General features: G+C 58.7%; 20 protein-coding genes and 1 pseudogene. 5 read left to right on the forward strand and 16 right to left on the reverse strand.

Annotation, left to right across the window (positions count from 1 at the left end; genetic code table 11):
* Window positions 1–92 precede the first annotated feature (92 nt).
* A complete protein-coding gene (locus tag AABM54_RS06005; protein ID WP_347904394.1) occupies window positions 93–728 on the reverse strand; it encodes a hypothetical protein in 636 nt (211 codons plus the stop codon).
* Window positions 729–879: 151 nt separating this feature from the next.
* On the opposite strand from AABM54_RS06005, the gene AABM54_RS06010 reads away from it, so the two are divergent.
* Complete coding sequence (locus AABM54_RS06010; RefSeq protein WP_347904395.1) at window positions 880–1,137, forward strand: hypothetical protein; 258 nt, start codon at window positions 880–882, stop codon at window positions 1,135–1,137.
* 12 nt (window positions 1,138–1,149) lie between these two features.
* On the opposite strand, the gene plsB is transcribed toward AABM54_RS06010, so the two are convergent.
* Window positions 1,150–3,642 carry a glycerol-3-phosphate 1-O-acyltransferase PlsB gene (plsB, locus tag AABM54_RS06015; protein WP_347904396.1) on the reverse strand — a complete coding sequence of 831 codons (2,493 nt, stop codon included), beginning with the start codon at window positions 3,640–3,642 and terminating at the stop codon, window positions 1,150–1,152.
* 248 nt (window positions 3,643–3,890) lie between these two features.
* On the opposite strand from plsB, the gene AABM54_RS06020 reads away from it, so the two are divergent.
* Entirely contained in the window at window positions 3,891–4,100 is a 210-nt protein-coding gene (locus AABM54_RS06020) for a cold-shock protein (RefSeq protein WP_347904397.1), read from the forward strand.
* 137 nt (window positions 4,101–4,237) lie between these two features.
* On the opposite strand, the gene AABM54_RS06025 is transcribed toward AABM54_RS06020, so the two are convergent.
* The 4 genes from AABM54_RS06025 to AABM54_RS06040 form a co-directional block, all read right to left on the reverse strand.
* Window positions 4,238–4,615: a hypothetical protein gene (locus AABM54_RS06025; protein WP_003172246.1), complete on the reverse strand. Its 378-nt coding sequence runs from the start codon at window positions 4,613–4,615 to the stop codon at window positions 4,238–4,240.
* Window positions 4,616–4,714: 99 nt separating this feature from the next.
* Complete coding sequence (locus AABM54_RS06030; RefSeq protein ID WP_347904398.1) at window positions 4,715–5,524, reverse strand: putative RNA methyltransferase; 810 nt, start codon at window positions 5,522–5,524, stop codon at window positions 4,715–4,717.
* Window positions 5,524–6,675, reverse strand: a complete 1,152-nt coding sequence (dapE, locus tag AABM54_RS06035) for a succinyl-diaminopimelate desuccinylase (protein ID WP_347904399.1) — start codon at window positions 6,673–6,675, stop codon at window positions 5,524–5,526. The genes AABM54_RS06030 and dapE overlap by 1 nt, the downstream gene beginning before the upstream one ends.
* A gap of 233 nt (window positions 6,676–6,908) precedes the next feature.
* The gene (locus AABM54_RS06040; protein WP_347904400.1) at window positions 6,909–9,500 is read right to left on the reverse strand and encodes a glycosyltransferase; all 2,592 of its coding nucleotides are present in this window, start codon (window positions 9,498–9,500) and stop codon (window positions 6,909–6,911) included.
* Between the two features lie 277 nt (window positions 9,501–9,777).
* Between AABM54_RS06040 and tcdA the strand changes: the two genes are divergently transcribed.
* Window positions 9,778–10,590 (forward strand): tRNA cyclic N6-threonylcarbamoyladenosine(37) synthase TcdA, encoded by an 813-nt coding sequence (gene tcdA, locus AABM54_RS06045; RefSeq protein ID WP_347904401.1) that lies wholly within the window; start codon window positions 9,778–9,780, stop codon window positions 10,588–10,590.
* A 145-nt stretch (window positions 10,591–10,735) separates the two neighbouring features.
* On the opposite strand, the gene AABM54_RS06050 is transcribed toward tcdA, so the two are convergent.
* The 10 genes and pseudogenes from AABM54_RS06050 to map form a co-directional block, all read right to left on the reverse strand.
* A complete protein-coding gene (locus AABM54_RS06050; RefSeq protein WP_347904402.1) occupies window positions 10,736–11,140 on the reverse strand; it encodes a SufE family protein in 405 nt (134 codons plus the stop codon).
* Complete coding sequence (locus AABM54_RS06055) at window positions 11,137–12,342, reverse strand: cysteine desulfurase (protein WP_347904403.1); 1,206 nt, start codon at window positions 12,340–12,342, stop codon at window positions 11,137–11,139. Before AABM54_RS06055 ends, AABM54_RS06050 begins: the two co-directional genes overlap by 4 nt.
* Before the next feature lie 286 nt (window positions 12,343–12,628).
* Entirely contained in the window at window positions 12,629–13,663 is a 1,035-nt protein-coding gene (gene dapD, locus AABM54_RS06060) for a 2,3,4,5-tetrahydropyridine-2,6-dicarboxylate N-succinyltransferase (RefSeq protein WP_347904404.1), read from the reverse strand.
* Window positions 13,664–13,696: 33 nt separating this feature from the next.
* Window positions 13,697–14,059 (reverse strand): ArsC family reductase, encoded by a 363-nt coding sequence (locus tag AABM54_RS06065; protein ID WP_347904405.1) that lies wholly within the window; start codon window positions 14,057–14,059, stop codon window positions 13,697–13,699.
* Between the two features lie 317 nt (window positions 14,060–14,376).
* Entirely contained in the window at window positions 14,377–15,102 is a 726-nt protein-coding gene (locus AABM54_RS06070; protein WP_347904406.1) for a M12 family metallopeptidase, read from the reverse strand.
* A gap of 91 nt (window positions 15,103–15,193) precedes the next feature.
* Window positions 15,194–15,499, reverse strand: a complete 306-nt coding sequence (locus tag AABM54_RS06075) for a M12 family metallopeptidase (protein ID WP_347906137.1) — start codon at window positions 15,497–15,499, stop codon at window positions 15,194–15,196.
* Window positions 15,500–16,194: 695 nt separating this feature from the next.
* Window positions 16,195–16,944, reverse strand: a complete 750-nt coding sequence (locus AABM54_RS06080) for a M12 family metallopeptidase (protein WP_347904407.1) — start codon at window positions 16,942–16,944, stop codon at window positions 16,195–16,197.
* Window positions 16,945–17,154: 210 nt separating this feature from the next.
* Window positions 17,155–18,355: pseudogene (gene dapC / locus AABM54_RS06085) on the reverse strand (succinyldiaminopimelate transaminase).
* Window positions 18,356–18,481: 126 nt separating this feature from the next.
* Window positions 18,482–21,184 (reverse strand): [protein-PII] uridylyltransferase, encoded by a 2,703-nt coding sequence (locus AABM54_RS06090; RefSeq protein ID WP_347904408.1) that lies wholly within the window; start codon window positions 21,182–21,184, stop codon window positions 18,482–18,484.
* Between the two features lie 43 nt (window positions 21,185–21,227).
* Window positions 21,228–22,010, reverse strand: a complete 783-nt coding sequence (gene map / locus AABM54_RS06095; RefSeq protein ID WP_347904409.1) for a type I methionyl aminopeptidase — start codon at window positions 22,008–22,010, stop codon at window positions 21,228–21,230.
* 373 nt (window positions 22,011–22,383) lie between these two features.
* On the opposite strand from map, the gene rpsB reads away from it, so the two are divergent.
* Window positions 22,384–23,121 carry a 30S ribosomal protein S2 gene (rpsB, locus tag AABM54_RS06100; RefSeq protein WP_102061743.1) on the forward strand — a complete coding sequence of 246 codons (738 nt, stop codon included), beginning with the start codon at window positions 22,384–22,386 and terminating at the stop codon, window positions 23,119–23,121.
* A 205-nt stretch (window positions 23,122–23,326) separates the two neighbouring features.
* Window positions 23,327–24,190 carry a translation elongation factor Ts gene (gene tsf, locus AABM54_RS06105; protein WP_347904410.1) on the forward strand — a complete coding sequence of 288 codons (864 nt, stop codon included), beginning with the start codon at window positions 23,327–23,329 and terminating at the stop codon, window positions 24,188–24,190.
* Window positions 24,191–24,224 lie beyond the last annotated feature (34 nt).

A 24,224-nucleotide genomic window follows, 5' to 3' on the forward strand; every position in this document is an offset into this window, starting at 1 on the left:
GACGCCTATATCATTGACGCCAGAAGCAGACTGGCGCCCATGGGGAATTTAGCGGATTTTACGCCAAACATCAGCCCCGCAACGTTCGAGGGTCAGGCACCGAAAGACAGTGTTTGCACTTTCTCCGGCATTAATACCAACTCATTGGGTTTCAGGCCCAGTGTCATCAGTGTGCGGTTAAGGGTTTCAAAAGAACCTGTCAGCGCATAGCGCTGTCCCGGTTTGATTACGAGTGGGTCATAACGCAGGTAGACCGGACGTGTGTCGGCGGTCAGGCCAACAGCCTCACCCAGCACAACTTCAGGTCCGCCGTCTGTCGTCTTTTCTATCAACTTTACAATCAGTTTTGAGTCGTGTGGATAACCAATCCTGGGCATAAAGGCTTTTTTGATTGCGATGTAGCCCACGGGGCTGAGGTCGATATTAACTTCTTGATCGCCACCGCCCCACCTGAAGGTGTGTTCGATGTCGAGCAGGAGTGCAGCGCCCTCATGTGCCATGTTGACGTTTATGGCGAACGTGTCACCCACTTCGGTCACGCTGGAATCAATGTTGAATGTAAAGCGCCAAGGCGACTCGGCGGGGAGTCGATCAGCCCCCCACACATGGTGAGTGAACGGGGTGGCTCTATCGGTGATGTTGCGTACTTTGATGTCAGTGCTGCCGGTTTCGGGAAGTTTGTAGTTGTTCGGCAAGTGCAATGTCGCGGTAACGGTATGTGTGCTCATTATGATGTCCTTATCAATACGTCGGGGGTGACGTGGGTTTGATGTTAGAGATTTGTTTTTTGAAAGTCTTGTAGGCGTTTTCTATATTTGTTTGATGTTTTTTGAATGCGCTGTTTCAAGTGCGAAAAAGTAGACGGCTTAATAGTTGTGAATGGATCAGCTTGTGACGATGTATCGAGGTGTCGCCCGCGCGCTTGCTGTTTTTGGACAGTGTTTTAGAGGGTGTGATATGTACGGGGTGTTCGGAGGGAATATGTGTGTCGGTCTGTTGCGCGGTAGTTCGATTGAAGCTGGCTATTTTTATCGAGAAGATTTTTTGGACTTGCCTGTAACGCTATGTGCTCTGAAAATTGATGGGCAGCTCAAAAAAAGCGTCCTTGCTTCTTTTGAGTGGCCATTATTTTTTTGAGTGGGCGTCTAATCAGGCATTTTCGGCCTGATCTGCGGCATCTTCACTGCGATGCAGCGCGACCTGACGGATCGACAGGCGAATCTCCGCCGGCAACACCCGTTTGGCCGCGCCTTCGGCCAGTTCGCCAAGCAATGGGTGATAGCTGAGCTTGCCGGCTTCGTCGCGGCGCAACACGTCCAGGTCGAGCAGGGTCTGGATGAAGTGACGGAACAGGCTCTTGTCGAAGAACTCCGGGGCGTTCAGGCCATGCAGAATCGACAGGCGCTGGGCCATGACGGTGCACAGGTCTTCTAGTTCTTCGGCGCTGATGCTGTTCTGGCCGCTGTTGAGCAGCAAGGAAATCGCCATGTAGAACCGTTGCAGGGTCTGGGCGATGCTCTTGGACAGCAAGGTCAGCAGCACAAAATGCCGCGAACTCGGTGCCGGGCGCACGAACACATCTTTTTCGAAGCGCAGCAGGCCTTGTTCGACGAAGGCTTCGAGCCATTGATCGACCACCGCATCCAGTTCGTCCATCGACCAGCGGATGAACAACTCCGATTGCAGGTACGGATACAGCGCGCGGGTGTAGCGCAGGATCTGTTCGCGGCTCATGCGCGAGGTGCTCTGGAAGAAGCTCGCGAGCAACGCCGGCAGGGCGAAGATGTGCAGCACGTTGTTGCGGTAGTAGGTCATCAGGACGGCATTTTGCTCGTCCAGGTACAGAATCTTGCCCAGGGCGTCGCTTTGCTCGGCCAACAGGTCCATGCCCTTGACGTGTTCAATCAGCGCGCGGCCGTCACCTTCGGGCAGGGTGGTGTGTGGCGAATAAGGCACGCGACGCAACAGCGCCAGGTACAAATCCAGCACCCGCGCCATGGCGCGGTCGTCCAGTGCCAGTCGGCTGGTGGACAGCAACGCCAGCGCCACCAGGTTCACCGGGTTGATCGCCGCCGCTTCGTTCAAGTGCTGCGCCACGCGCTCGCCGAGGCGATTGGTGGTTTCGTTGAGCCACGCCGGTTTGAACTGCGGACCATGGTCCTGGGAGCGCCAGCCCGGTTGTTCGTTGTCGAGGAACTCGGCCAGTTTGATCGGCTCGCCAAAGTTCACCGCCACCTGGCCAAAGCGTTGCTTGAGTGCTCCGATGACTTTGAAAATGTCGAAGATCGACTCTTTCTTCTTGCTCGCCCCACGCAATTCGCCGAGGTAGGTGCGGCCTTCCAGCACACGCTCGTAACCGATGTACACCGGCACGAAGACGATCGGCATGCGCGACGAACGCAGGAAGCTGCGCAGGGTAATCGCCAGCATCCCGGTTTTCGGTTGCAGCATGCGCCCGGTACGCGAGCGGCCGCCTTCGACGAAGTACTCCACCGGGAAGCCCTTGGTGAACAAGGTATGCAGGTATTCGTTGAACACCGAGGTGTAGAGCGGGTTGCCCTTGAAGGTGCGGCGCATGAAGAACGCGCCGCCACGGCGCAGCAGGCTGCCGATCACCGGCATGTTGAGGTTGATCCCGGCGGCGATGTGCGGCGGTGTCAGGCCATTGCGAAACAGCAGGTACGACAGCAGCAAATAGTCGATATGGCTGCGGTGGCAGGGCACGTAGATCACTTCGTGACCCTGGGCGACTTTCTGCACGCCCTCGATGTGGTTGACCTTGACCCCGTCGTAGATCTTGTTCCAGAACCAGCTCAGCACCACTTCGAGGAAGCGGATGGCGGTGTAGGTATAGTCCGAGGCGATCTCGTTGCCGTAGCGCAGCGCTTGAGCCTTGGCTTTCTCGGGCGAAATGTTTTCGCGTTCGGCTTCGTCGAGGATCGCCTGTTTGACCAGCGGCTGGTTCAGCAGGCCTTTGACCAGGTTGCGACGGTGGGAAATGTCCGGCCCGATGACCGCCGCTTTCAGGTTACGAAAATGCACCCGCAGGATGCGCTGGGCCATGCGCACGGTGAGCTCAAAGCTTTTGTTGTGTTCGATCAGCTCGCGCAGGTGAATCGGCGCGGAGAACTGCACGCGGGTCTTGCGCCCCAGAATCATGATGCTGAGCAACCGGCGCAGACGGCCGGTGACCGCCCAGCTGTCGGCAAACAGCAGTTTCCATGGGCTGGACTCGCTGTCCGGCGATTGGCCCCAGAACACGCTGACGGGGATGATCTGCGCGTCTTCGGCGGCGTTCTGGGTCAGGGCGCTGACCAGCCGCGTCAGGGTCGGCGGCGCGCCTCGCTTGTCCTGGCGGCCCAGCCAGTCGGGCTCCGGCGTCAGGTAGAAGAACGCGGCAGGTTCCACCAGGCTGCCCACCGACACCGGCAGCACCGGGCGCGGCAAGCCGGCCTTGGTGCACTCGGCATCGACCACGGCGAGGTCGGTCAGGGACGGGTTTTGCAGGACGTAGAACACCGGACGGCTGCGGTCGAGGTTAAGGGTGAAGGACGACTGGTTGATCGTTTCAGAGCGAACCCAGAGGTACAACAGTCGGCGCAAGGTGCCAAACACAAGACGACGGAACGGGGAGCGGGTCATACGGCTTCTGCTTTAGTGGAAAAAACCGAGCAATTGCTCGGGGGGCGATAGTGTGCCGTATTCACCGAAAATCGGCAAAAAAGCACCGAATCAATCTTGAGTTGAGAGTTTCTGCGGCTGTCATATACTCGGGCGGCTGTTTGCCACTATCGGTGACTTTTCCGACAGAAAACCGGGAGATGGCTGACGTTCTCAAGGCTTGTCGATGAACAGGCCGACTCAATAATAAAAAAAGGGAGTATGGATTGATGGCAACGCGCGAGACCGGCAACGTGAAGTGGTTCAACGACGCCAAGGGTTACGGCTTCATTCAGCGAGAGGACGGGGCGGATGTGTTTGTGCACTACCGCGCGATTCGTGGCGAAGGCCACCGCTCGCTGACCGAAGGCCAGCAGGTTGAATACGCCGTGGTGGACGGGCAGAAGGGGTTGCAGGCTGAGGATGTGGTGGGCCTGTAAACCAAATACTTCAAGTATCAGCAGAACCCTGTGGGAGCGAGCTTGCTCGCGATGAGGTCCTTTCAGTCAACATAGATGTTGAATGTCAGTCCGCTATCGCGAGCAAGCTCGCTCCCACAGGTTCGGTGTGTAGGCTTTTACGCGGTTTTCCAGGTGATTTCTTCTTCACCGTCGACGCTGATGCGCATCCAGCGATCCGCCGACTCTTCACCTTCTTCCTCGACCCACGTACCCGGCGCGCAGCGCACTTCGACGTTCAGCGCGGCAAAGGCTGCACGGGCGCAGGCGATGTCGTCGTCCCACGGGGTCTGGTCGCTTTCCAGGTACAGGCTGTTCCACTTGCCCACGGCTTTTGGCAGCCAGGTGACCGGCACGTTGCCGGCCTTGCATTTGTAGGTCTGGCCTTTCTGAACCCAGTCGGTACAAGGGCCCAATGCCGCGCCGAGCCAGGCCGCGATGGCCTTGTAGTCGACGTCGGCGTCTTTCAGGTAAATCTCGATATCGGGTTGGCGCATGGATGTTCCTCACTGCGGGTTTCGAAAAATCCATTCGCGGATTTAGCCGGCCTCAAGCCACTGCTCAAGGCCAAAAGTTGAAGGGTTGCTCTCAAGTAATTACTGCAAAACGAAGTAATCGTAGCGCATCGACACGCTGACCTCGAACGGCTCGGCCTGTTCGATGACGGCCGCCCGGCGTTCGGCACTGGCGCGCCAGCCGTGAGGCGTCATGGCCAGCAGGTTGGCGCGGTCCTGGCCGCTGACCAGATTCAGTTTGAATTCCAGGGTTTCGCTGTGTTGCAGCGTCATGCCTTCCGGCACCAGCGCCAGGTGTTTGTCATCGGTGTACTCGCGCACTTCGTCGTACAGACGCTCGCGCAGCTCCATCAAATGACCGCTGGTCGGGCCGACTTTCATCAGGCCGCCGCCAGGGCTGAGCAGGCGTTTGGCTTCCTGCCAGTCGAGCGGGCTGAATACGCTGGCGAGGAACTGGCAGCTGGCATCGGCCAGCGGCACCCGGGCCATGCTGGCGATCAACCAGGTCAGTTGCGGGTTGCGTTTGCAGGCGCGTTTCACGGCTTCGCGGGAGATGTCCAGTGCATAGCCGTCAGCATTGGGCAAGGCATCGGCGATTTGCGCGGTGTAGTAACCCTCGCCACACCCGATGTCCAGCCAGCGCTGCGGCGCACGTTCGGCGGCCAGTTCGGCGAGACGCTTGGCTACCGGCGCGTAATGGCCGGCGTTCAAAAAGTCGCGACGGGCTTCGACCATGGCCTGGTTATCACCCGGTTCACGGCTGTTCTTGTGTTGCACCGGCAGCAGGTTCAGGTAGCCCTGACGAGCACGGTCGAAACGGTGACCGGCCGGGCAGGCCACGCCGTTGTCGACCGCGTTCAGCGGTGCGCTGCAGATAGGGCAGGCGAGCATCAGGCGAGCAACTTGATCAGGGTCTGGTAGTAGATTTCGGTCAGCACATCGAGGTCGGCGGCCAGAACCCGCTCGTTGACCTGATGGATGGTCGCGTTGACCGGACCCAGCTCAACCACCTGGGTGCCCATGGTGGCGATAAAACGCCCGTCCGATGTGCCGCCGCTGGTGGATGCCTTGGTGTCGCGGCCGGTGATGGCCTTGATGCTGGCCGACACGGCGTCGAGCAGTGCGCCCGGCTCGGTCAGGAACGGCAGGCCGGACAGCGCCCAGTCCACGTGCCAGTCCAGGCCGTGTTTGTCGAGAATCGCGGCCACGCGCTGTTGCAGGCCTTCAACGGTGGACTCGGTAGAGAAGCGGAAGTTGAACACCGCCACCAGGTCGCCAGGGATTACGTTGGTCGCGCCGGTGCCGGAATTCAGGTTGGAGATCTGGAAACTGGTCGGCGGGAAGAACGAGTTGCCGTCGTCCCAATGCTCGGCGGCCAGTTCGGCCAGCGCTGGAGCCGCGAGGTGGATCGGGTTCTTCGCCAGGTGCGGGTAGGCCACGTGACCTTGTACACCGCGCACGGTGAGCTTGGCGCCGAGAGAGCCGCGACGACCGTTTTTCACCACATCGCCGACCAGCGTGGTGCTCGACGGTTCGCCGACGATGCACCAGTCCAGACGTTCCTTGCGTGCCGCGAGGCGTTCGACCACAGCCTTGGTGCCGTGGTGCGCCGGGCCTTCTTCGTCACTGGTGATCAGGAATGCAACCTTGCCCTTGTGGTCCGGGTAGTCGGCGACGAAACGTTCGGCGGCCACGGTCATGGAGGCCAGGCTACCTTTCATGTCTGCTGCACCACGGCCGCAAAGCATGCCGTGCTCATCGATCAGCGCGTCGAACGGGTCGATCTGCCAGGCCGTCACCGGGCCGGTGGGTACCACATCGGTGTGACCGGCGAAGCACAGTACCGGACCATCGTGTTTGCCGTGGGTGGCCCAGAAGTTGTCCACGTCTTCGATGCGCATGGGTTCCAGCATGAAACCGGCATCGCCCAGGCGCTGCATCATCTGCTTCTGGCAATCGGCGTCGACCGGCGTCACGGACGGACGGCGGATCAGGTCAATGGCGAGTTGGAGGGTCGGCGAAAGGTCGGCGTGGGCCGTCATGGAAAACTCCAGAAACTTGAAATTGGGCATGGGCTATGTGGGAGCGAGCTTGCTCGCGATGGCGGTATGTCAGTCAACCTAAACGTTGATTGTTACATCGCAATCGCGAGCAAGCTCGCTCCCACAGGGATTGGGTTCGATCGACAAACCGTATTCCGCCAAGCCCTGCAAAATGGCGGATATCTTAAAGCAAAACGGCGACCAGAGGCCGCCGTTTAGTGGTTTGCGCAGATTTAAGCCGCTGGCAGAGGCTCCGCTTCGGCTGCCGGTTTTGGCAGCGAAGACAGGAACGCCATGATCAGCGCCGCCAGATACGGCAGCGACTGCACCAGCAGCATGGTCACCCAGAACCGCATGTCGTTGCTCGGCAGGCCCTGCACCAGAAAAATCCCCAGTGCCGCGCCCCACAACAGCAGCATGATGAACAGCTCTTCACGCGCTTCCGAAATCGCGACCCAGAAGCCGTGGTTATCGGCGTTTTTCGGGGTGCGGAAGAACGGAATGCTGCTGGTGAAGAAACCGTACAGCACCGCTTTGGCGATGGTGTGAGACAACGCCAGCCCGGCCAGCGCCGCGCAGAATGCATCCTTGAGGTTCACGCCCACCGCACGACGGTAGAGGAAGATGATCTTGCCGACCTTGAACACGAACAGCGCCAGGGGCGGGATCGCGAAAATCAACAGCGGCGGATCGACCCGTTGCGGCACGATGATCATCGCCGCCGACCACAGCAGCGCGCCGACGGTGAAGAAGATGTTCATGCCGTCCGCCACCCACGGCAACCAGCCCGCGAGGAAGTGGTAACGCTGGCCACGGGTCAGCTCGGTGTCCTTGCCACGCAACAGGCTGGCAGTGTGGCGCTTGATGATCTGAATCGCACCGTAGGCCCAGCGGAAACGCTGTTTCTTGAAGTCGATAAAGGTATCGGGCATCAGGCCCTTGCCGTAACTGTCGTGGTAGTACGCAGCTGACAGACCTTTCTCGAACACCCGCAGACCCAGCTCGGCGTCTTCACAGATGCACCAGTCCGCCCAGCCGAGTTCTTCGAGCACCGAACGGCGGGTCATGGTCATGGTGCCGTGCTGGATGATCGCGTCACGGTCGTTGCGGGTCACCATGCCGATGTGGAAGAAGCCTTTGTATTCCGCGTAGCAGAGCTTCTTGAAGGTGCTTTCGTTCTGGTCGCGATAATCTTGTGGCGACTGCACCACGGCGATTTTCGGGTCGGCGAAGTGCGGCACCATGTGCTTGAGCCAGTTGGGGTGTACGCAGTAATCGGAGTCGATGACCGCGATCACTTCGGCGTCCTTGGCGGTGTGCGGAAGCAGGTAATTCAGCGCGCCGCCCTTGAAACCGGCCAGCGGCGCGACGTGGAAGAACTTGAAGCGCGGGCCGAGGGTTTCGCAATAGGCCTGCACCGGTTCCCAGACAGCCGGGTCCTTGGTGTTGTTGTCGATGATCAGGACTTCGAAGTCCGGGTAATCGAGATTGGCCAGGGCATTGAGGGTCTGTTTGACCATCTCCGGCGGCTCGTTGTAGCACGGCACGTGGATCGAGACTTTCGGCCGGTAGTCCGAATCGCCTACCACGGGCAGGAATTCACGCCGGCGTTTGTGGGTCCAGACGGTCTCGGCCAGTTCGTGGGCTTCGGTCAGCAATACGATAAATACCCCGAGTGCACCAAGGGCGAGCAAGAAGCCCACCGTCAGGCTGAACCAGGTGCTGTATTGCTGGCTGTAGTCGTAACCGATCCACACCAGTGCCGAACCACCGAGGAACGCGGTGAAGGTCAGGAAGGTCCGGCCGCGTTGACGCAGGGCCGAGCCGTCGATCATCAGCAGGGTCAGGGACAACAGCGCCAGTACCACGGAGCCGACCGCCAGTACCCGCCATTGCGGAATCGCAACCACCGGGCCTTCGAAGTTGAACTTCTGCTGGCGCGCGGCGTTGAACACGCCCCAATAGGCGCCGACCGAACCTTCATCGCTGGCTTTCCACGGCTGGTCAAACGCTTCGATCACGAAGTAGTTGAAGCCCTGGCGGTTGAGTTTGTTCACCAAGGTGCGCAGGTAAATCGCCTGGTCCGCCGGGGTCGCGTCGGCACCACCGCGCATGCGGCCGTTGCTCGGCCAGCCCACTTCGGACAGCAGCAGCGGTTTTTTCGGGAACATTTTTTTCAGGTCGCGGGCACGGTCCAGAACGAACTGACCGGCCTGGTCCATCGGGACAAATTCCCAGTAGGGCAGGACGTGCGCGGCGATCAGGTCGACGTGCTTGGCCAGCATCGGGTTTTCTTCCCAGACGTGCCATTGCTCGGAGGTGGTCACCGGTACTTTCACGGCAGCGCGCACGCGATCAAGGATCACGCTCAGTTGCTCGGCGGTGATTTCCTTACGGAAGATCGCTTCGTTACCGACCACCACGCGAACCACGCTGCGCGAGCTGTTGGCGATCTCGATGGCGCGCAGGATTTCGCGCTCGTTGCGCTCCTCGTCCGGGCTGATCCAGATCCCCAGGGTCACCCGCAAGCCGAACTCTTCCGCCAGCTTGGGAATGTCACCCAGGGTGCCGTCGACCGAATAGGTCCGAATGTTGTCGGTCAGCTTGCTCATGATCTCCAGGTCGCGACGCATTTCATCGTCGGACGGGAACTGGTTCTTCTGTGGGTACTGGCCTTGCTGGAACGGCGAGTACGAAAAACCGGAGATCTGCTCAGGCCAGTTGGGGGTCGTGACCGGGCGGTTGATCAGCGCCCAGAAACCGGTGAACAGCGCGGCGATGGCCAATACCACCACCAGGTTGAGTCCAAATTTACGCGATGACATAGCTATTTCGGGTTCCAAAAGGTGTGGAACGAGGGAACGGTCGGCATGCGCCAAGGGGCGCGCATCCTACACTGGCCTGCAACTGACCGTACAGCGGTCAGAATCAAGCCCGACATTGGGCAAGCCATCTTCATTTAAGTTCTTGGCCGGATGCATGACCGGGCAAATATCCTTGGCTGACAGATTAATTAAAGCAGGCGAGCTGCCGTTCATAGCGCAAAGATGCTCTTGGCCCGCATCGGCCCTATAATGCGCGCCGGTTTTTAGGGTAGTGGTCATGAGTACAGAAGATCCGCGGTTTGCTGGCATCGCTCGTTTGTATGGTATCGAGGGCCTGGAACGTTTGCGTGCAGCCCATGTGGCGATCGTTGGCGTGGGTGGCGTCGGTTCCTGGGCGGCGGAAGCCATCGCCCGGTGCGGGGTTGGCGAAATCTCGCTGTTCGACCTCGATGACGTGTGCGTCAGCAACGCCAACCGTCAGTTGCACGCGCTCGATAGCACGGTCGGCAAACCAAAGGTCGAGGTCATGGCCGAGCGCCTGCGCGGGATCAACCCTGACTGCACGGTGCACGCGGTGGCGGATTTCGTCACCCGCGACACCATGGCCGAGTACATCACGCCGAATATCGATTGCGTGATCGACTGTATCGACAGCGTCAACGCCAAGGCAGCGCTGATCGCCTGGTGCAAGCGCCGCAAGATCCAGATCATCACCACCGGTGGTGCGGGCGGGCAGATCGACCCGACGCTGATCCAGGTCTGCGACCTGAACCGCACGTTCAACGATCCGTTGGCTTCGAAAGTGCGTTCCACCCTGCGCCGCGATTACAATTTCTCCCGCACCGTGACTCGCCACTACAGCGTGCCGTGTGTGTTTTCCACCGAGCAACTGCGCTACCCGAAACCGGATGGCAGTATTTGCTTGCAGAAGAGCTTTGTCGGCGACGGCGTGAAACTCGACTGCGCGGGCGGTTTTGGTGCGGTGATGATGGTGACGGCGACGTTCGGCATGGTCGCGGCGACCAAAGCGGTGGATAAGATTGTGGCGGGCGTGCGGCGCCCGGCAGACAAGATCAAGCCTGCGCAATAGTTCTGCTGTTGTGGCGAGGGAGATTGCTCCCGCTGGGTCGCGAAGCGGCCCCAAAATCGACCGCCGCAGGTTGTCAGACACACTGCATTCATAGATTTACGACTGCTGCGCAGCCGAACGGGAGCAAGCTCCCTTGCCACAGGTATCAGTCGGCGAGTTCGTGCATCCGCTGCAGCACGGCATTGAGGCCATTACTGCGCGACGGCGATAGCTGTCGGCTCAGGCCCAGTTGACTGAACCAGTCCGGCAAGTCCACCTGTTGCAACTCGGCGGCGGACAAGCCGTTGACCCGTGCCAACAATAAAGCCACCAACCCGCGAATCAACCGTGCATCGCTGCTGGCGGCAAACTGCCAATGGTCGTCCTGCAATGCGCCCACCAACCACACCTGGCTTTCGCAGCCATGCACGCGGTTGGTCTCGATCTTGTCCGCATCGCTCAACGCCGGCAGGCGATCGCCCCACTGCATCAACAGGCGTGCCCGTTGCTCCCAGCCAGCGGCGGCCTGAAAGGTTTCCAATGCCACTACGGCATCAGTCGGCAGGCTCATCGCAACAACTCCAGGGCTTGATCAAGCGCTTCGAAAAAGCGCTCAAGGTCGTCCGAATCGTTGTACAGCGCCAACGAAACGCGGATCGCCCCGGCCAGTTCGAAGCTTTTCAGCAACGGCATGGCGCAGTGATGCCCGGCGCGCACGGCGATGCCCTGTTCGGTGAGCAGGTGCGCCAAGTCGGCATTGTGCACGCCTTCAACGACAAAACTGGCCAGCGCCAATTGCGGCTTGCCCAACAACCGAATGCCGTTGCGCGCCTGCAAACCTTTGAGCAAATAGTCATGCAACGCCGCTTCGTGGGCCGACACCGCGTCCTGGTCCAGGCCCGCCAAATAGTCGAGCGTCGCCCCCAGCCCGATCACGCTGGCAATCGGTGGCGTGCCGGCTTCAAAGCCCAGCGGCGCCGGGCGAAAGCGCGCGTCGTGGTAGTTGGCGTCCAGCACCATTTCGCCGCCGAACTGCCACGGGCGCAGCTGTTGCAAGGCCTCGTTGCGGCCATACAACACGCCGAGGCCGTCCGGGCCGTAGAGTTTATGGCTGGAGAATACGTAGAAATCACAGCCTAGCGCCTGCACGTCATGGCGACCATGGACCACACCTTGGGCACCGTCGATCACGGTCAGGGCGTTTTGCGCCTTGGCCAGCGCCAGCAGCGGTGCCAGCGGCTGCCAGGCGCCGAGTACGTTGGACAGCTGACTGACCGCCAGCAACCGTGTGCGGGGGCCGATCAACAGTGCGGCGGCGTCGAGATCGATCAAGCCGTCGGCATCCAGTGGCAGCACCACCAGTTTCAGCGCGCGGCGGTGCGCCAATTGTTGCCACGGCAGCAGGTTGGCGTGGTGTTCCAGGGCGCTGATGACGATTTCATCGCCTGGGTTGAATGAGTGTTCCAGGCCATAAGCCAGGAGGTTCAGCGCAGAGGTCGCGCCGTGGGTAAAGATGATGTGCCCGCTGTCGCCCGCATTGAGCCACTGAGCGATTTTGCTGCGGCTGTCCTCGAACGCCTGTGTGGCGTGAGCACCGGGCAAGTGTTGCGCACGATGGACGTTGGCCGCGCCATTGGCGTAGTAGTGCGTCAGGGCATCGATCAGGGCTTGGGGTTTTTGCGTGGTGGCGGCGTTGTCCAGATAGGTCTGGTCTTGCCGTTGCAGCGCGGCGATGGCCGGGAAATCGGCACGCCAGGGAGAAGGAATCATCATGTTGTGCAGCCCTAATGACATGGGCGGGCGTACGCCTGACCTTGTAGGAGTGAGGCTTGCCCGCGAAAGCAGTGTATCTGACACACCGCTTTTCGCGGGCAAGCCTCAATGCCAGTCAGTTAAGGCGCGGAACCAGTGGGAGCGGGCTTGCTCGCGAAAACGGTGTGTCAGGCGACATCAATATTGACTGGGCCGCGGTCTTCGCGAGCAAGCCCGCTCCCACATGAATTGCGCATAACTGACTGGCATTAGGGCAGCCTCGCTCCTACAAGTGATAGCGCTGTGCTTAGTTGTGAGCGTGCAGCGCTTCGTTCAGTTCGATGGCCGATTTGTGGGTTTTGCATTCCACGGCACCGGTCTCCGAATTGCGGCGGAACAACAGGTCAGGCTGGCCGGCCAGTTCGCGGGCCTTTACCACTTTGACCAGTGCGTTGTTCTCGTCCAGCAGTGCCACTTTGGTGCCAGCGGTCACGTACAGCCCCGACTCGACGGTGTTGCGGTCGCCCAACGGAAAACCGATACCGGCGTTGGCGCCGATCAGGCAGCCTTCACCGACCTTGATCACGATGTTGCCGCCACCCGACAGGGTGCCCATGGTCGAGCAGCCGCCGCCCAGGTCCGAACCCTTGCCGACGAACACACCAGCCGATACACGACCTTCGATCATGCCCGGGCCTTCGGTGCCAGCGTTGAAGTTGACGAAGCCTTCGTGCATCACGGTGGTGCCTTCGCCCACGTAGGCGCCCAGGCGGATACGTGCGGCGTCAGCAATACGTACGCCAGCCGGCACCACGTAGTCGGTCATTTTCGGGAACTTGTCGACCGAGAACACTTCCAGCCATTCGCCACGCAGGCGCGCTTCCAGTTGATGCTCGGCCAGCTCGCTCAGGTCGATGGCGCCTTGGCTGGTCCAGGCTACGTTCGGCAGCAACGGGAAGATTCCGGCCAGGTTCAGGCCGTGCGGCTTGACCAGGCGATGGGACAGCAGGTGCAGCTTGAGGTAAGCCTCAGGGGTGGAACTCAGTTGTGCGTCTTCGGCCAGCAGGGTGGCGACCAGCGGCTTGTGGCTTTCGGCCAGGCGGGTCAGCAGTGCGGCTTGAGCGGCATCGACGCTTTTCAGTGCTTCGGCCAGTTGGGCGGCTTGAGCGGTGCTGAAGGCGATGGCCTGATTGCCTTCGGTATAACCCAGGATCGGGGCAACGGCGGCGACCAGTTCGGCCGACGGCTTGAGCACAGGTTGGGCGTAAAACACTTCCAGCCATGCGCCTTGACGATTCTGGGTACCAACACCAAAGGCCAGGCTGAACAGGGTAGTGGACATGCAAATACCTCTAACGAAATTGAACGGGCAAGCTTAGTTGATCGCTGCCGCGTAGATGTCTGGCTTGAAGCCAATCAGGGTTCTGTCCCCGAGATCGAGCACCGGGCGCTTGATCATCGAGGGTTGTGCGAGCATCAGTTCGATAGCTTTCGCCTGGTCGAGATCGGCTTTGCGTTCGTCGTCGAGTTTGCGAAAGGTCGTGCCTGCACGGTTGAGCACCACTTGCCAGCCGTGCTCGTTGCACCATTGGGTCAGGTGTTCACGGTCGATTCCGGCCGTTTTGTAGTCGTGAAAGTCATATTTTGCAGCGTGTTCATCGAGCCAGGTGCGCGCCTTTTTCATGGTGTCGCAGGCTTTGATGCCGAAAAGGTGCAACGTTTTGCTTGAAGCGGTCAAGGAATTGCCCCCTTTGGAGGTGCTGGAAATGAAGGGTGACGGATTATGCCATGACCGGACGGGTTCGGCGTCAGCCACGTCCGGGTGTTACCCGTGACGGGGGCGGTACCCCGGCCAGGTACGCGACCTTTGTGCCGCAGCCAGCCCGCAGTCTAAGCGGCAAATATGGCACTTCGACGGCAGCCTGTTGCTTGATGTGTGCCGCTTTGAGCGGCAAGCCGCTCGGCCGTCATCACCCGGCGGGTGATGACGTGTTGCGCGCGCTGGGCTTGAGCGAGACAAAACCGGGGCGCGTTAAACCCTGCGCGCCAAAGGCTTTACTTTGGATAGATCTTGCGCATGAGTCGGCGGTCAAGTTTGCTGATGGTGGTGTTGGTTCCTACCGCCCATTCACCGAGGGTCAGTTCTGTAGGGATCGGGTAATGCATGATTGACGTTGTGTCGTAAGCGCTTTTATGAATTTCAGTGGTCGGGTAGGTTTTGAAAATGTTGAAGTCAGTTTCTTCTTCTGACCATTGAAAGTTGTTTTTGTAATACTCATAAACTTTCGGTGTGTCCCATGGAATGTTGGCGTCGGGATGTTGATGTTCATGCTCCATTCCCAGCGCGTGTCCAAATTCATGTATCACGACGGTATCAAACCCTGGGTCGTTAACCTCCGCGGATATATTCATTGTCTGCTGGTCGGCTGGGACCAGAAGCGCGTCCGTACCGACATAGGAGTAGTTATGAGGGTCTGAAAAGGCAATTCGAATATCTCCTTTTTCACCTTCGACGAATTCCAGCGTGAGGCTGATAGAGCGTTGCCATTGGCGGATGGCATTGACAGTGCCCGTGCGTAACTCCTCAGAGGGGTTGCCCAGAAATGCAATGCTCAAGGTCCGGTGATTACTCCAGAACTTGGTGTGGGTAGCAATAGCGCGCTTTCGACGCCCGCCGGGCGACGGGGTGTCAGTATTGTTGGCGTTTTCTGAGAGTGCAGCCTCCATGGAGAGTATAGGGTCGAGAGTATTCATGAGTTTGCAGGCTGTCAGAGCATTCATACTAAGCGTCCGTGTTTAGTGTCTTGTGTAGGTAAAAGATTGCCGGCAGGTAGGGAGTGAAAATGGTCGATGTGCCTGGCTGAAGAAGCCCTTATGGGTAGATGCGACGAACACTTGCGATGTCTGCGGCGCTGATGTGTGAGTTCTCCGCTTGTTCCCAGTCACCCACGGTGTACGTGTTGGACACCTTATAGTGCATAACCGAATGTCGGTCATACGGGGCGTAAGTCCGGTTGGCATCACGGGTGAGAGGCAAAACGTTCTTATCCACCTCCGCCTTCGACCAACCAAAATTCTGTCGATACAGTGCGTAGGTTTTTTCCTTGTCCCAAGGAATGCTCGCTTCAGGGTGTTGATGCTCATGCATCAGGCCCAGAGTGTGCCCAAACTCATGAATAACGGTGAACTCGAAGCGGGGGGGAGGTGTAGTCGGTCCCCAGGAACATGGTTGGGTCGTGAGCCGGACTCGTCAGCGCATCGGTGCCGACTTGCGAGCTTCCGGTCCCGTCATAGTGAGGGGTCAAGTAAACCCGGATATCCCCTTCGTAATCCATATCGTTGTCAGGAAGCTCGATAAAGTCGAACGACAGGTTGACGTAGGGTAGCCATTTCCTGGCAGCGGCCTTGACTGCCTGGAACAAATCCTCGTCGTCTCGGGTGATTGCAATTTTTAATGTTCGACCAGGCTTCCAATATTTGGTGTGTTCACTGACGCTGCGTTTTTTCGACTTGACCCGCTCTGAGGGGCATTGTCAGGTCGTTCGGAAGTTGCGGCTTCATACGAAGTTAAATCATGAGCACTTTCGAAGATTTTGCAGGGCTTGAAATCAGGCATTGAATGTATCCTTGTGAGTAGTGTTCGAAATGAAGCTTGTTGGTTGACTGAAAGTTAGTCGTATTGCAGTGTAGGGTAAAGTTGTGATTGTTGAGTGTTTGTTTCAGGTGGCCTAAGTGAGGTCGGCACGGTACTGTACAGGCGAGAGCGATGTTACTTGTTGCGAGTGATAGTGTGTCGTTAGCGTTATATTTACGTGAGTCTGACGTGGTGCGGCTCAAGTGACGGATAGATTGATGGGGTACACGTTGCCTGACTTATTTGCTTTGTGATTCCGGGTACGGATATGCCTTGGCCATGAATGCTTTGTCTCCTTCACTGAGAACAAGATTCAAATCAATCTTGAAGTCGCCTTCGGTCCATTCCTGCCGGATTGCATAGTGCATGATGGACTGTGGGTCGTAGGGTGAGTAATTAACTTCACTGGCATCGAGAAGGTTGAAAAAGCGCTTGTCGACGACACTTCTCGCATAGTAATTGTCTTCATGCTCAGCACCATGGGCCTTGTAGACCGCTTCCTTGTTCCAGGGAATAGTCACCTCAGGATGCAGGTGTTCATGTTCGGCGCCCAATGCATGGCCGAATTCGTGAATCGTATTGGCGGTGAAGAACGTTAGCGAGATGTGGTGATCCGGTGACAGGCTCATGGTTGCCTCGTCCTGCTCAGGTACGGTCAAGGCATCGGTTCCAATATAAGACCAGTAACCGCTCTTGCTGGTGATGCGGATCTCGGCTTCGCTACCTTCGACGAACTCAAATTTCAGATTGATGTGTGGCAACCAACGCTGTGCCGCAACTTTTACGGCGTCCTTGAACAATTGATCGCCGTCCAGGAAGGCAATGCGCAACGTGCGGCCGGGTGCCCAGAACTTAAGGTGTTTGGCAACTGCTCGCTTCTGACGCTTGGAAGGAACTCCGCGATTATCAGGGTTTTCGGTGATGGCGGCGTCGTAAGATGCCTGAATGTCTGCTGCTTTTTTAAGGGTGCAAAGTTCTAGTGTGTTCATGAGTTAACGTCCGTGTTGTTGAGTTAAATATCTACTGTTTGCGGGTGTGAGGTTTTGTTGTTTTGCTGGTTGGGGTTTTGAAATGATGTGTTGTGCGTTTAAAGAATAAGCGCGGGCGGGGGAGTAAGTGAAGTTTAAATTAAGTTGGTTATATTGCTTTATATTTGAATAGACCTGCACGGCGTTGCGCCGTGCAGGTATTAAACAGTATCAGCGACGGCGTTTGATAAAGTCGCGAATCCGTTCGGCGGCCTCAACGCACTCCGCCAGCGGTGCAACCAGTGCCATGCGCACACGCCCGGCCCCCGGATTGACCCCATCCACTTCACGGGACAGATAAGAACCCGGCACCACGGTCACATGTTCTTCGACAAACAGGTCACGGCAGAACGCTTCGTCATCCCCCTCAACATTCGGCCACAGGTAGAAACCGCCGTCCGGGCGCTGCACATCCATGACCGGGCCGAGAATCTCCAGTACCGCATCGAACTTCTCGCGATACAGCGCACGGTTGGCCCGTACATGCACTTCGTCATTCCACGCCGCCACGCTGGCCAGTTGAGTCTGAACCGGCATCGCGCAGCCGTGGTACGTGCGATACAGCAGGAAGCCTTTGAGGATGTCGGCATCACCGGCCACGAAGCCCGAACGCAGGCCCCGGCAGGTTGGAGCGCTTGGACAGGCTGTGGAAAATCACGCAACGCTTGAAGTCCTTGCGACCCAGTTCCACGCAAGCGCTGAGCAGGCCCGGCGGTGGGGTGTGTTCGTCGAAGTACAGTTCGCTGTAGCACTCGTCGGCGGCGATCACGAAGTCGTGTTCGTCCGCCAGGGCGATCAGTTTTTTCAGGGTGTCGACCGGGATCAACGCACCGGTCGGGTTGCCTGGCGAGCACAGGAACAGAATCTGACAGCGTTTCCAGATGTCGTCCGACACTGCGTCGAAATCCGGGTTGAAGCCGTTTTCGGCAAGGCACGGCAAGTAATGCGGCTTGGCGCCGGCCAGGAACGCTGCGCCTTCATAGATCTGGTAGAACGGATTCGGGCTGACGACCAGGGCGTCGTCGCTGCGGTTGACCACGGTCTGCGTGAAGGCAAACAGCGCTTCGCGCGTGCCGTTGACCGGCAGCACGTTGCGCGCAGGGTCTATCCAGCCGTTCGGTACGCTAAAACGACGTTCACACCACGAGGCGATGGCTTCGCGCAAGGCCGAGATGCCGAGGGTGCTCGGGTACACCGCCATCTGGTCCAGGTTGGCGGCCAGGGCCTCGGCGACAAAGCTCGGCGAGCGATGCTTGGGCTCGCCGATGGACAGCGCAATCGGGCGCTGGTCAGGATTTGGCGTGACCGCACCAAGCAGGGCGCGCAGCTTTTCGAACGGGTAGGGCTGCAACTGGTTCAGGGCGTTGTTCATCGGTGCGGGGTCTCTTTGAATGTGGGAGCAAGCCTGCTCGCGAAAGCGGTGTGTCAGTCAACGTTAATGTTGAAGCTGACGGCCTCTTCGCGAGCAGGCTCGCTCCCACAGGGAAAGTTAGTTAGTTCAGATACTCAGTCGTGACAGTTTGATTTCCGGTTCCTGGCTGACACTCAATTGCTCGACGATTGCGTCCTGCAAACGGCTGCACAGTTGCGGGTCGGACAACGGCTGGTTGTACGCGTCGGTTATGAAGAATACGTCTTCGACCCGCTCGCCGAGGGTGGCAATTTTTGCGTTTTGTAACGACAGGTCGAACTCGAGGAAAATCGTTCCAATGCGCGCCAGCAGGCCCGGGCGGTCGGGGGCGCTGAGTTCGAGTACGGTCACTTGGCGCTGGGCATCGTTGTGAATGGTCACCTGCGGCGCGAACGCGAAATGCTTGAGCTGGCGCGGCACCCGGCGCTGGATGATGGTCGGGTAATCGTCCGGGTTGTGCAGGGCTTCGGTCAGCCCGTCGCGGATCTGTTTGACCCGTGCCGGGTTGTCGCCGATCGAGTCGCCGTCGGTGTCGAGCACGATGTAGGTGTCGAGGGTGAACTGGCTGCTGGACGTGATGACGCGGGCATCGTGAATGTTCAGGTTCAACTGGTCCATGGCCGCCACGGTCACGGCGAAGAAGTCGTGCTGGTCCGGTGCATAAATGAAGATCTGCGTGCCGCCCTCGAACTCGCGCTGGGTGGTTTCCTTGATCAGCACCAGCGGGCCGCCATCGGCCGGTTGCTGGAGGATCGCTTCGCTGTGCCAGGCCACATCGCCGGCGGTGTGGCGCAGGAAATAGTCATCGCCCAGTTGCGCCCAGAGCTGCTCGACATCGTCCGGGTCGGTGCCGCCACGCACCAGGATGTCCAGGGCGGCGCTCTGGGTCTGGCGGATCTGTTCTTCACGGTCGACCGGGTTTTCCAGGCCGCGACGCAAGGCGCGCTTGGTCTCGGTGTAGAGCTGGCGCAACAGGCTGGCGCGCCAGGAGTTCCACAGCGTCGGGTTGGTCGCGTTGATGTCGGCGACGGTCAGCACGTACAGGTAATCGAGGCGGGTCTCATCGCCGACGGCCTGCGCAAAATCGTGGATCACCTGCGGGTCGGACAAGTCCTTGCGCTGGGCGGTGGTCGACATCACCAAGTGGTTCTGTACCAGCCAGACAATCAGTCGGCTGTCCCACACAGGCAACTGATGGCGTTGGCAGAAGGCCTCGGCATCCACCGCGCCGATCTCCGAGTGGTCGCCATGCCGGCCCTTGCCGATGTCGTGGTACAGCCCGGCCAGGTAGATCAGTTCGGGTTTTGGCAGCTTGCCCATGAGCTTGCTGGCCAGTGGGAATTTTTCCGATACCTGAGTGTACTGCAACTTACGCAGGTGTTTGATCAGGTTCAGGGTGTGGGCGTCGACCGTGTAGATGTGGAACAGGTCATGCTGCATTTGCCCGACGATGAAGCCGAACTCCGGCAGATAGCGCCCGAGAATGCCGTAACGGTTCATCCGTCGCAGGTTGCGGTGGATGCCGATCTTGCACTTGAACAGCTCGATGAACAGGCTGGTGTTGCGAATGTCGTGGCGGAAATCGTCGTCGATCAGGTGCCGGTGTTCGCGCAGCAGACGAATGGTGTCGGCGCGCACCCCTTTGATTTCCGGCTGTTGAGCCATCAGCACGAAGATTTCCAGCATGGCAAACGGCGTGCGCTTGAATACGTTGGTGTTGATCGCCTCGATGTAACCGTCGTGCAGCTGGAAACGCGAGTTGATCGGTTGCGGTGGCGCTTCGTCTTCCGGCGCGAGGATGACTTCCTCGAAGTGCTGGATGATCAGGTCGCTGAGCTGGGCGATGCTCATGACCACTCGGTAGTACTGCTGCATGAAGTTTTCGATGGCGTGTTTGGCGTCATCGCCTTCAAAGCCCAGCAACCCGGCAATCGAGCGCTGGTGATCGAACAGCAAGCGGTCTTCGGCCCGGCCGGCGAGCATATGCAGGGCGTAGCGGACCTTCCACAAAAACTCCTGGGACGACGCCAGCAGGGCGTTTTCGCTTTCAACCAGAAAGCCTTCGCCGGCCAGTGCGCGCAGGTTCAGTGTGCCGTACTGGCGGCGCGCAACCCAGAGAATCGTCTGAATATCCCGTAGTCCGCCAGGCGAGCCTTTGACGTTGGGTTCCAGGTTATATTCGGTGTCGTTGTACTTATGGTGGCGCGCCTTCTGCTCGGTGCGTTTGGCCAGGAAAAAGTCCTTGGCCGGCCACATGTGTTCGGTGCTGGTGACATCGAGCATGCGCTGGCGCAAATGCTCGGGGCCCGCAATGGTGCGGCTTTCCATCAGGTTGGTGATCACCGTCAGGTCGGCGCGCGCTTCTTCGGCGCATTCGTCCACCGAGCGTACGCTCTGGCCGACTTCCAGGCCGATGTCCCACAGCAGAGTCAGAAAGCGCTCGATGGAATCGCGGAAAACTTCGTGATCGGCGTTGTCCAGCAGGATCAGCAAATCGATGTCGGAGTAGGGGTGCAGCTCACCCCGGCCGTAGCCGCCGACCGCGACCAGCGCGATGTCGGCGTCCTCACTCCAGCTGAATTGCTCCCAGGCCTTTTGCAGGATGTTATCGACGAACCAGGCTCGGTCCTCGATCAATCGGCGGATATCCCGGCCCCTGCGAAAGCGCTCGTCGAGCACCTCGCGGGCCTGGCGGATGGCCTTTTTGAAGGCCGCAATCGGGCTCGCCTTCAAGGCCAGTTCAGCCTGGAACTGGCCGCGGTCGAAGAGTTCGGGATCCACCTGCGGCATCGATTGGCTTTCCTTTCTTTCTCTATAGGCTGGGAGCAGCAGATCAGGCCGAAATGCGAGGGATGGTGTCATCGCTGCGCAATGTGAAGATCTCGTAACCGGTCTCGGTCACCAGCAGGGTGTGTTCCCACTGCGCGGACAGCTTGCGGTCCTTGGTGATGGCAGTCCAGCCGTCGCCCAGGACTTTGGTGTCGGCACGGCCCTGGTTGATCATCGGCTCGATGGTGAAGGTCATGCCTGCCTTGAGTTCCATGCCGGTGCCGGCGCGGCCGTAGTGCAGGATTTGCGGTTCTTCGTGGAACACCTTGCCGATGCCATGGCCGCAGAACTCGCGCACCACCGAGAAGCCGTTCTTTTCAGCGTGCTTCTGGATCACTTCGCCGATATCGCCCAGGCGGCAACCAGGCTTGACCAGTTCGATGGCCTTGTACATGCATTCCTGGGTGACCTGGGACAGGCGCTCGGCCCAGACCGGTACGGTGCCGACATGGAACATGCGGCTGGTATCGCCGTGGTAGCCGTCCTTGATGACGGTGACGTCGATGTTCAGCGTGTCGCCATCCTTGAGCGGCTTCTCGTTAGGGATGCCGTGGCAGACCACGTGGTTGATCGAGGTGCAGATCGACTTCGGGAAGCCTTTGTAGTTGAGCGGGGCAGGGATGGCTTTCTGCTCGTTGACGATATAGTCGTGGCAGATGCGGTCCAGCGCTTCGGTGGTGATGCCGGGCTTGACGTGTTCGGCAATCATTTCCAGCACATCGGCGGCCAGTTTGCCGGCGACACGCATTTTTGCGATGTCCTCTGGGGTTTTGAGGGTGACGGTCATACAGGCTCTCTCTACGCTCAGCGGCGCTTTCTAAACGGAATGGGCCTCTGCGTGATGGTGCTGCGCAGCCCTGAAAAACGCGATTCTAGCAGACGCTTGGGGCAAATCTGAGCCTCTGTGCATCGCATCTCTCTATAGAATGGCGCATTCTGGAGCGATTGCAGGGGTGTTGGCACTCTGCGCGACCTGGATTTCAGAATCCGGGTTTCGTTTTCATCCTTCCTGTGATATAAAATGCGCCGCTTTCCGGGGATACCCCGCAAAGTCTAAATCCACACACGTGTCGACACGATGACCTGGGTGCCTTCAGCTGATGCTGCTGGTTGGTCATTGGGATACGTGGAGGCCAAACCCGACTTATTAAGGAACTATCATGTCCCAAGTCAACATGCGCGATATGCTGAAGGCCGGTGTGCACTTCGGTCACCAGACCCGTTACTGGAACCCGAAAATGGGTAAATACATTTTCGGCGCACGTAACAAGATTCACATCATCAACCTTGAAAAAACCCTGCCAATGTTCAACGAAGCTCTGACTTTCGTAGAGCGTCTGGCCCAGGGCAAAAACAAGATTCTGTTCGTCGGCACCAAGCGTTCCGCTGGCAAGATCGTTGCTGAAGAAGCAGCACGTTGCGGTTCGCCGTACGTCGATCACCGCTGGTTGGGCGGCATGCTGACCAACTTCAAAACCATCCGTGCTTCCATCAAGCGTCTGCGTGACCTTGAAGTGCAAGCCGAAGACGGTACTTTCGCCAAGCTGACCAAGAAAGAAGCGCTGATGCGCTCCCGTGACCTGGAAAAGCTCGATCGTTCCCTGGGTGGTATCAAGGACATGGGCGGTCTGCCTGACGCACTGTTCGTTATCGACGTTGATCACGAGCGCATCGCGATCACCGAAGCCAACAAGCTGGGTATCCCGGTTATCGGCGTAGTCGATACCAACAGCAGCCCGGAAGGCGTTGACTACATCATCCCAGGCAACGATGACGCAATCCGCGCTATCCAGCTGTACATGGGTTCGATGGCTGACGCTGTAATCCGCGGTCGCAACCACGTTGCTGGCGGCGCCGAGCAGTTCGTAGAAGAAGCTCCGGTAGCAGCAGCTGAGTAATTAACGCCCTGGCGTTGGCTCAGTAAGCAAAAAGGGGGCCTGGCCCCCTTTTTGCCACCTCGAAAACCGTTTGTAGGCGCCCGTTTTCAGCGGTGCCGCTACTGCAGTTGTCATGTGCAGCAGCTAACAAAGGTGGTTCGGGAAGAATTGAACGCCCGTTCGATCGGGTGGAATGGTTGATAACCTATCCAAGAGGAATTTTGAAATGGCAGAGATTACTGCAGCGTTGGTCAAAGAACTGCGCGAGCGTACTGGCGAAGGCATGATGGACTGCAAGAAAGCCTTGACCAAGGCTGACGGCGACATCGAAAAAGCCATTGATGACATGCGTGCTTCGGGCGCCATCAAGGCTGCCAAGAAAGCGGGCAACGTTGCCGCTGAAGGCGCTATCGCTCTGAAGGAAGACGGTAAATCCGCCGTTCTGCTGGAAGTGAACTCGCAGACCGACTTCCTGGCCCTGCAGGACGACTTCAAGGCATTTGTTGCTGCAAGCGTTGAAAAAGCGTTCGCCGACAAACTGTCTGACGTTGCTCCGCTGATCGAAGCTCAAGAAGCTGATCGCCTGGTACTGGTCGGCAAGGTTGGCGAAAACGTCAACATCCGTCGTCTGGCACGCGTTGAAGGTGACGTTGTCGGCGGTTACCTGCACGGCAACAAGATCGGTGTTGCAGTTGTCCTGAAAGGCGGCGACGTTGAGCTGGCCAAGGATATCGCTATGCACGTAGCGGCCACCAACCCTGAGTTCCTGCTGCCATCGGAAGTTTCCGCTGAAGCGGTCGAGCGTGAGAAAGGCGTGTTCCTGACGCTGAACGCTGACAAGATCGCCGGCAAGCCGGAAAACATCGTTGAAAACATGGTCAAAGGCCGTATCAGCAAGTTCCTGGCTGAAGCCAGCCTGGTTGAGCAGGCGTTCGTCAAGAACCCTGAAATCAAGGTCGGCGAGCTGGCCAAGAAGGCCGGTGCTGAAATCGTTTCCTTCACCTACTTCAAAGTAGGCGAAGGCATCGAGAAGCCGGTAGACAACTTCGCTGAAGAAGTTGCTGCCCAGCTGGCTGCTGCCAAGTCGTAAGACGGTTTTTTAACTGTCGCCCTGAAGAGGCTGC

The sequence above is a fragment of the Pseudomonas purpurea genome, from assembly GCF_039908635.1.
Lineage (GTDB): Bacteria > Pseudomonadota > Gammaproteobacteria > Pseudomonadales > Pseudomonadaceae > Aquipseudomonas > Aquipseudomonas purpurea.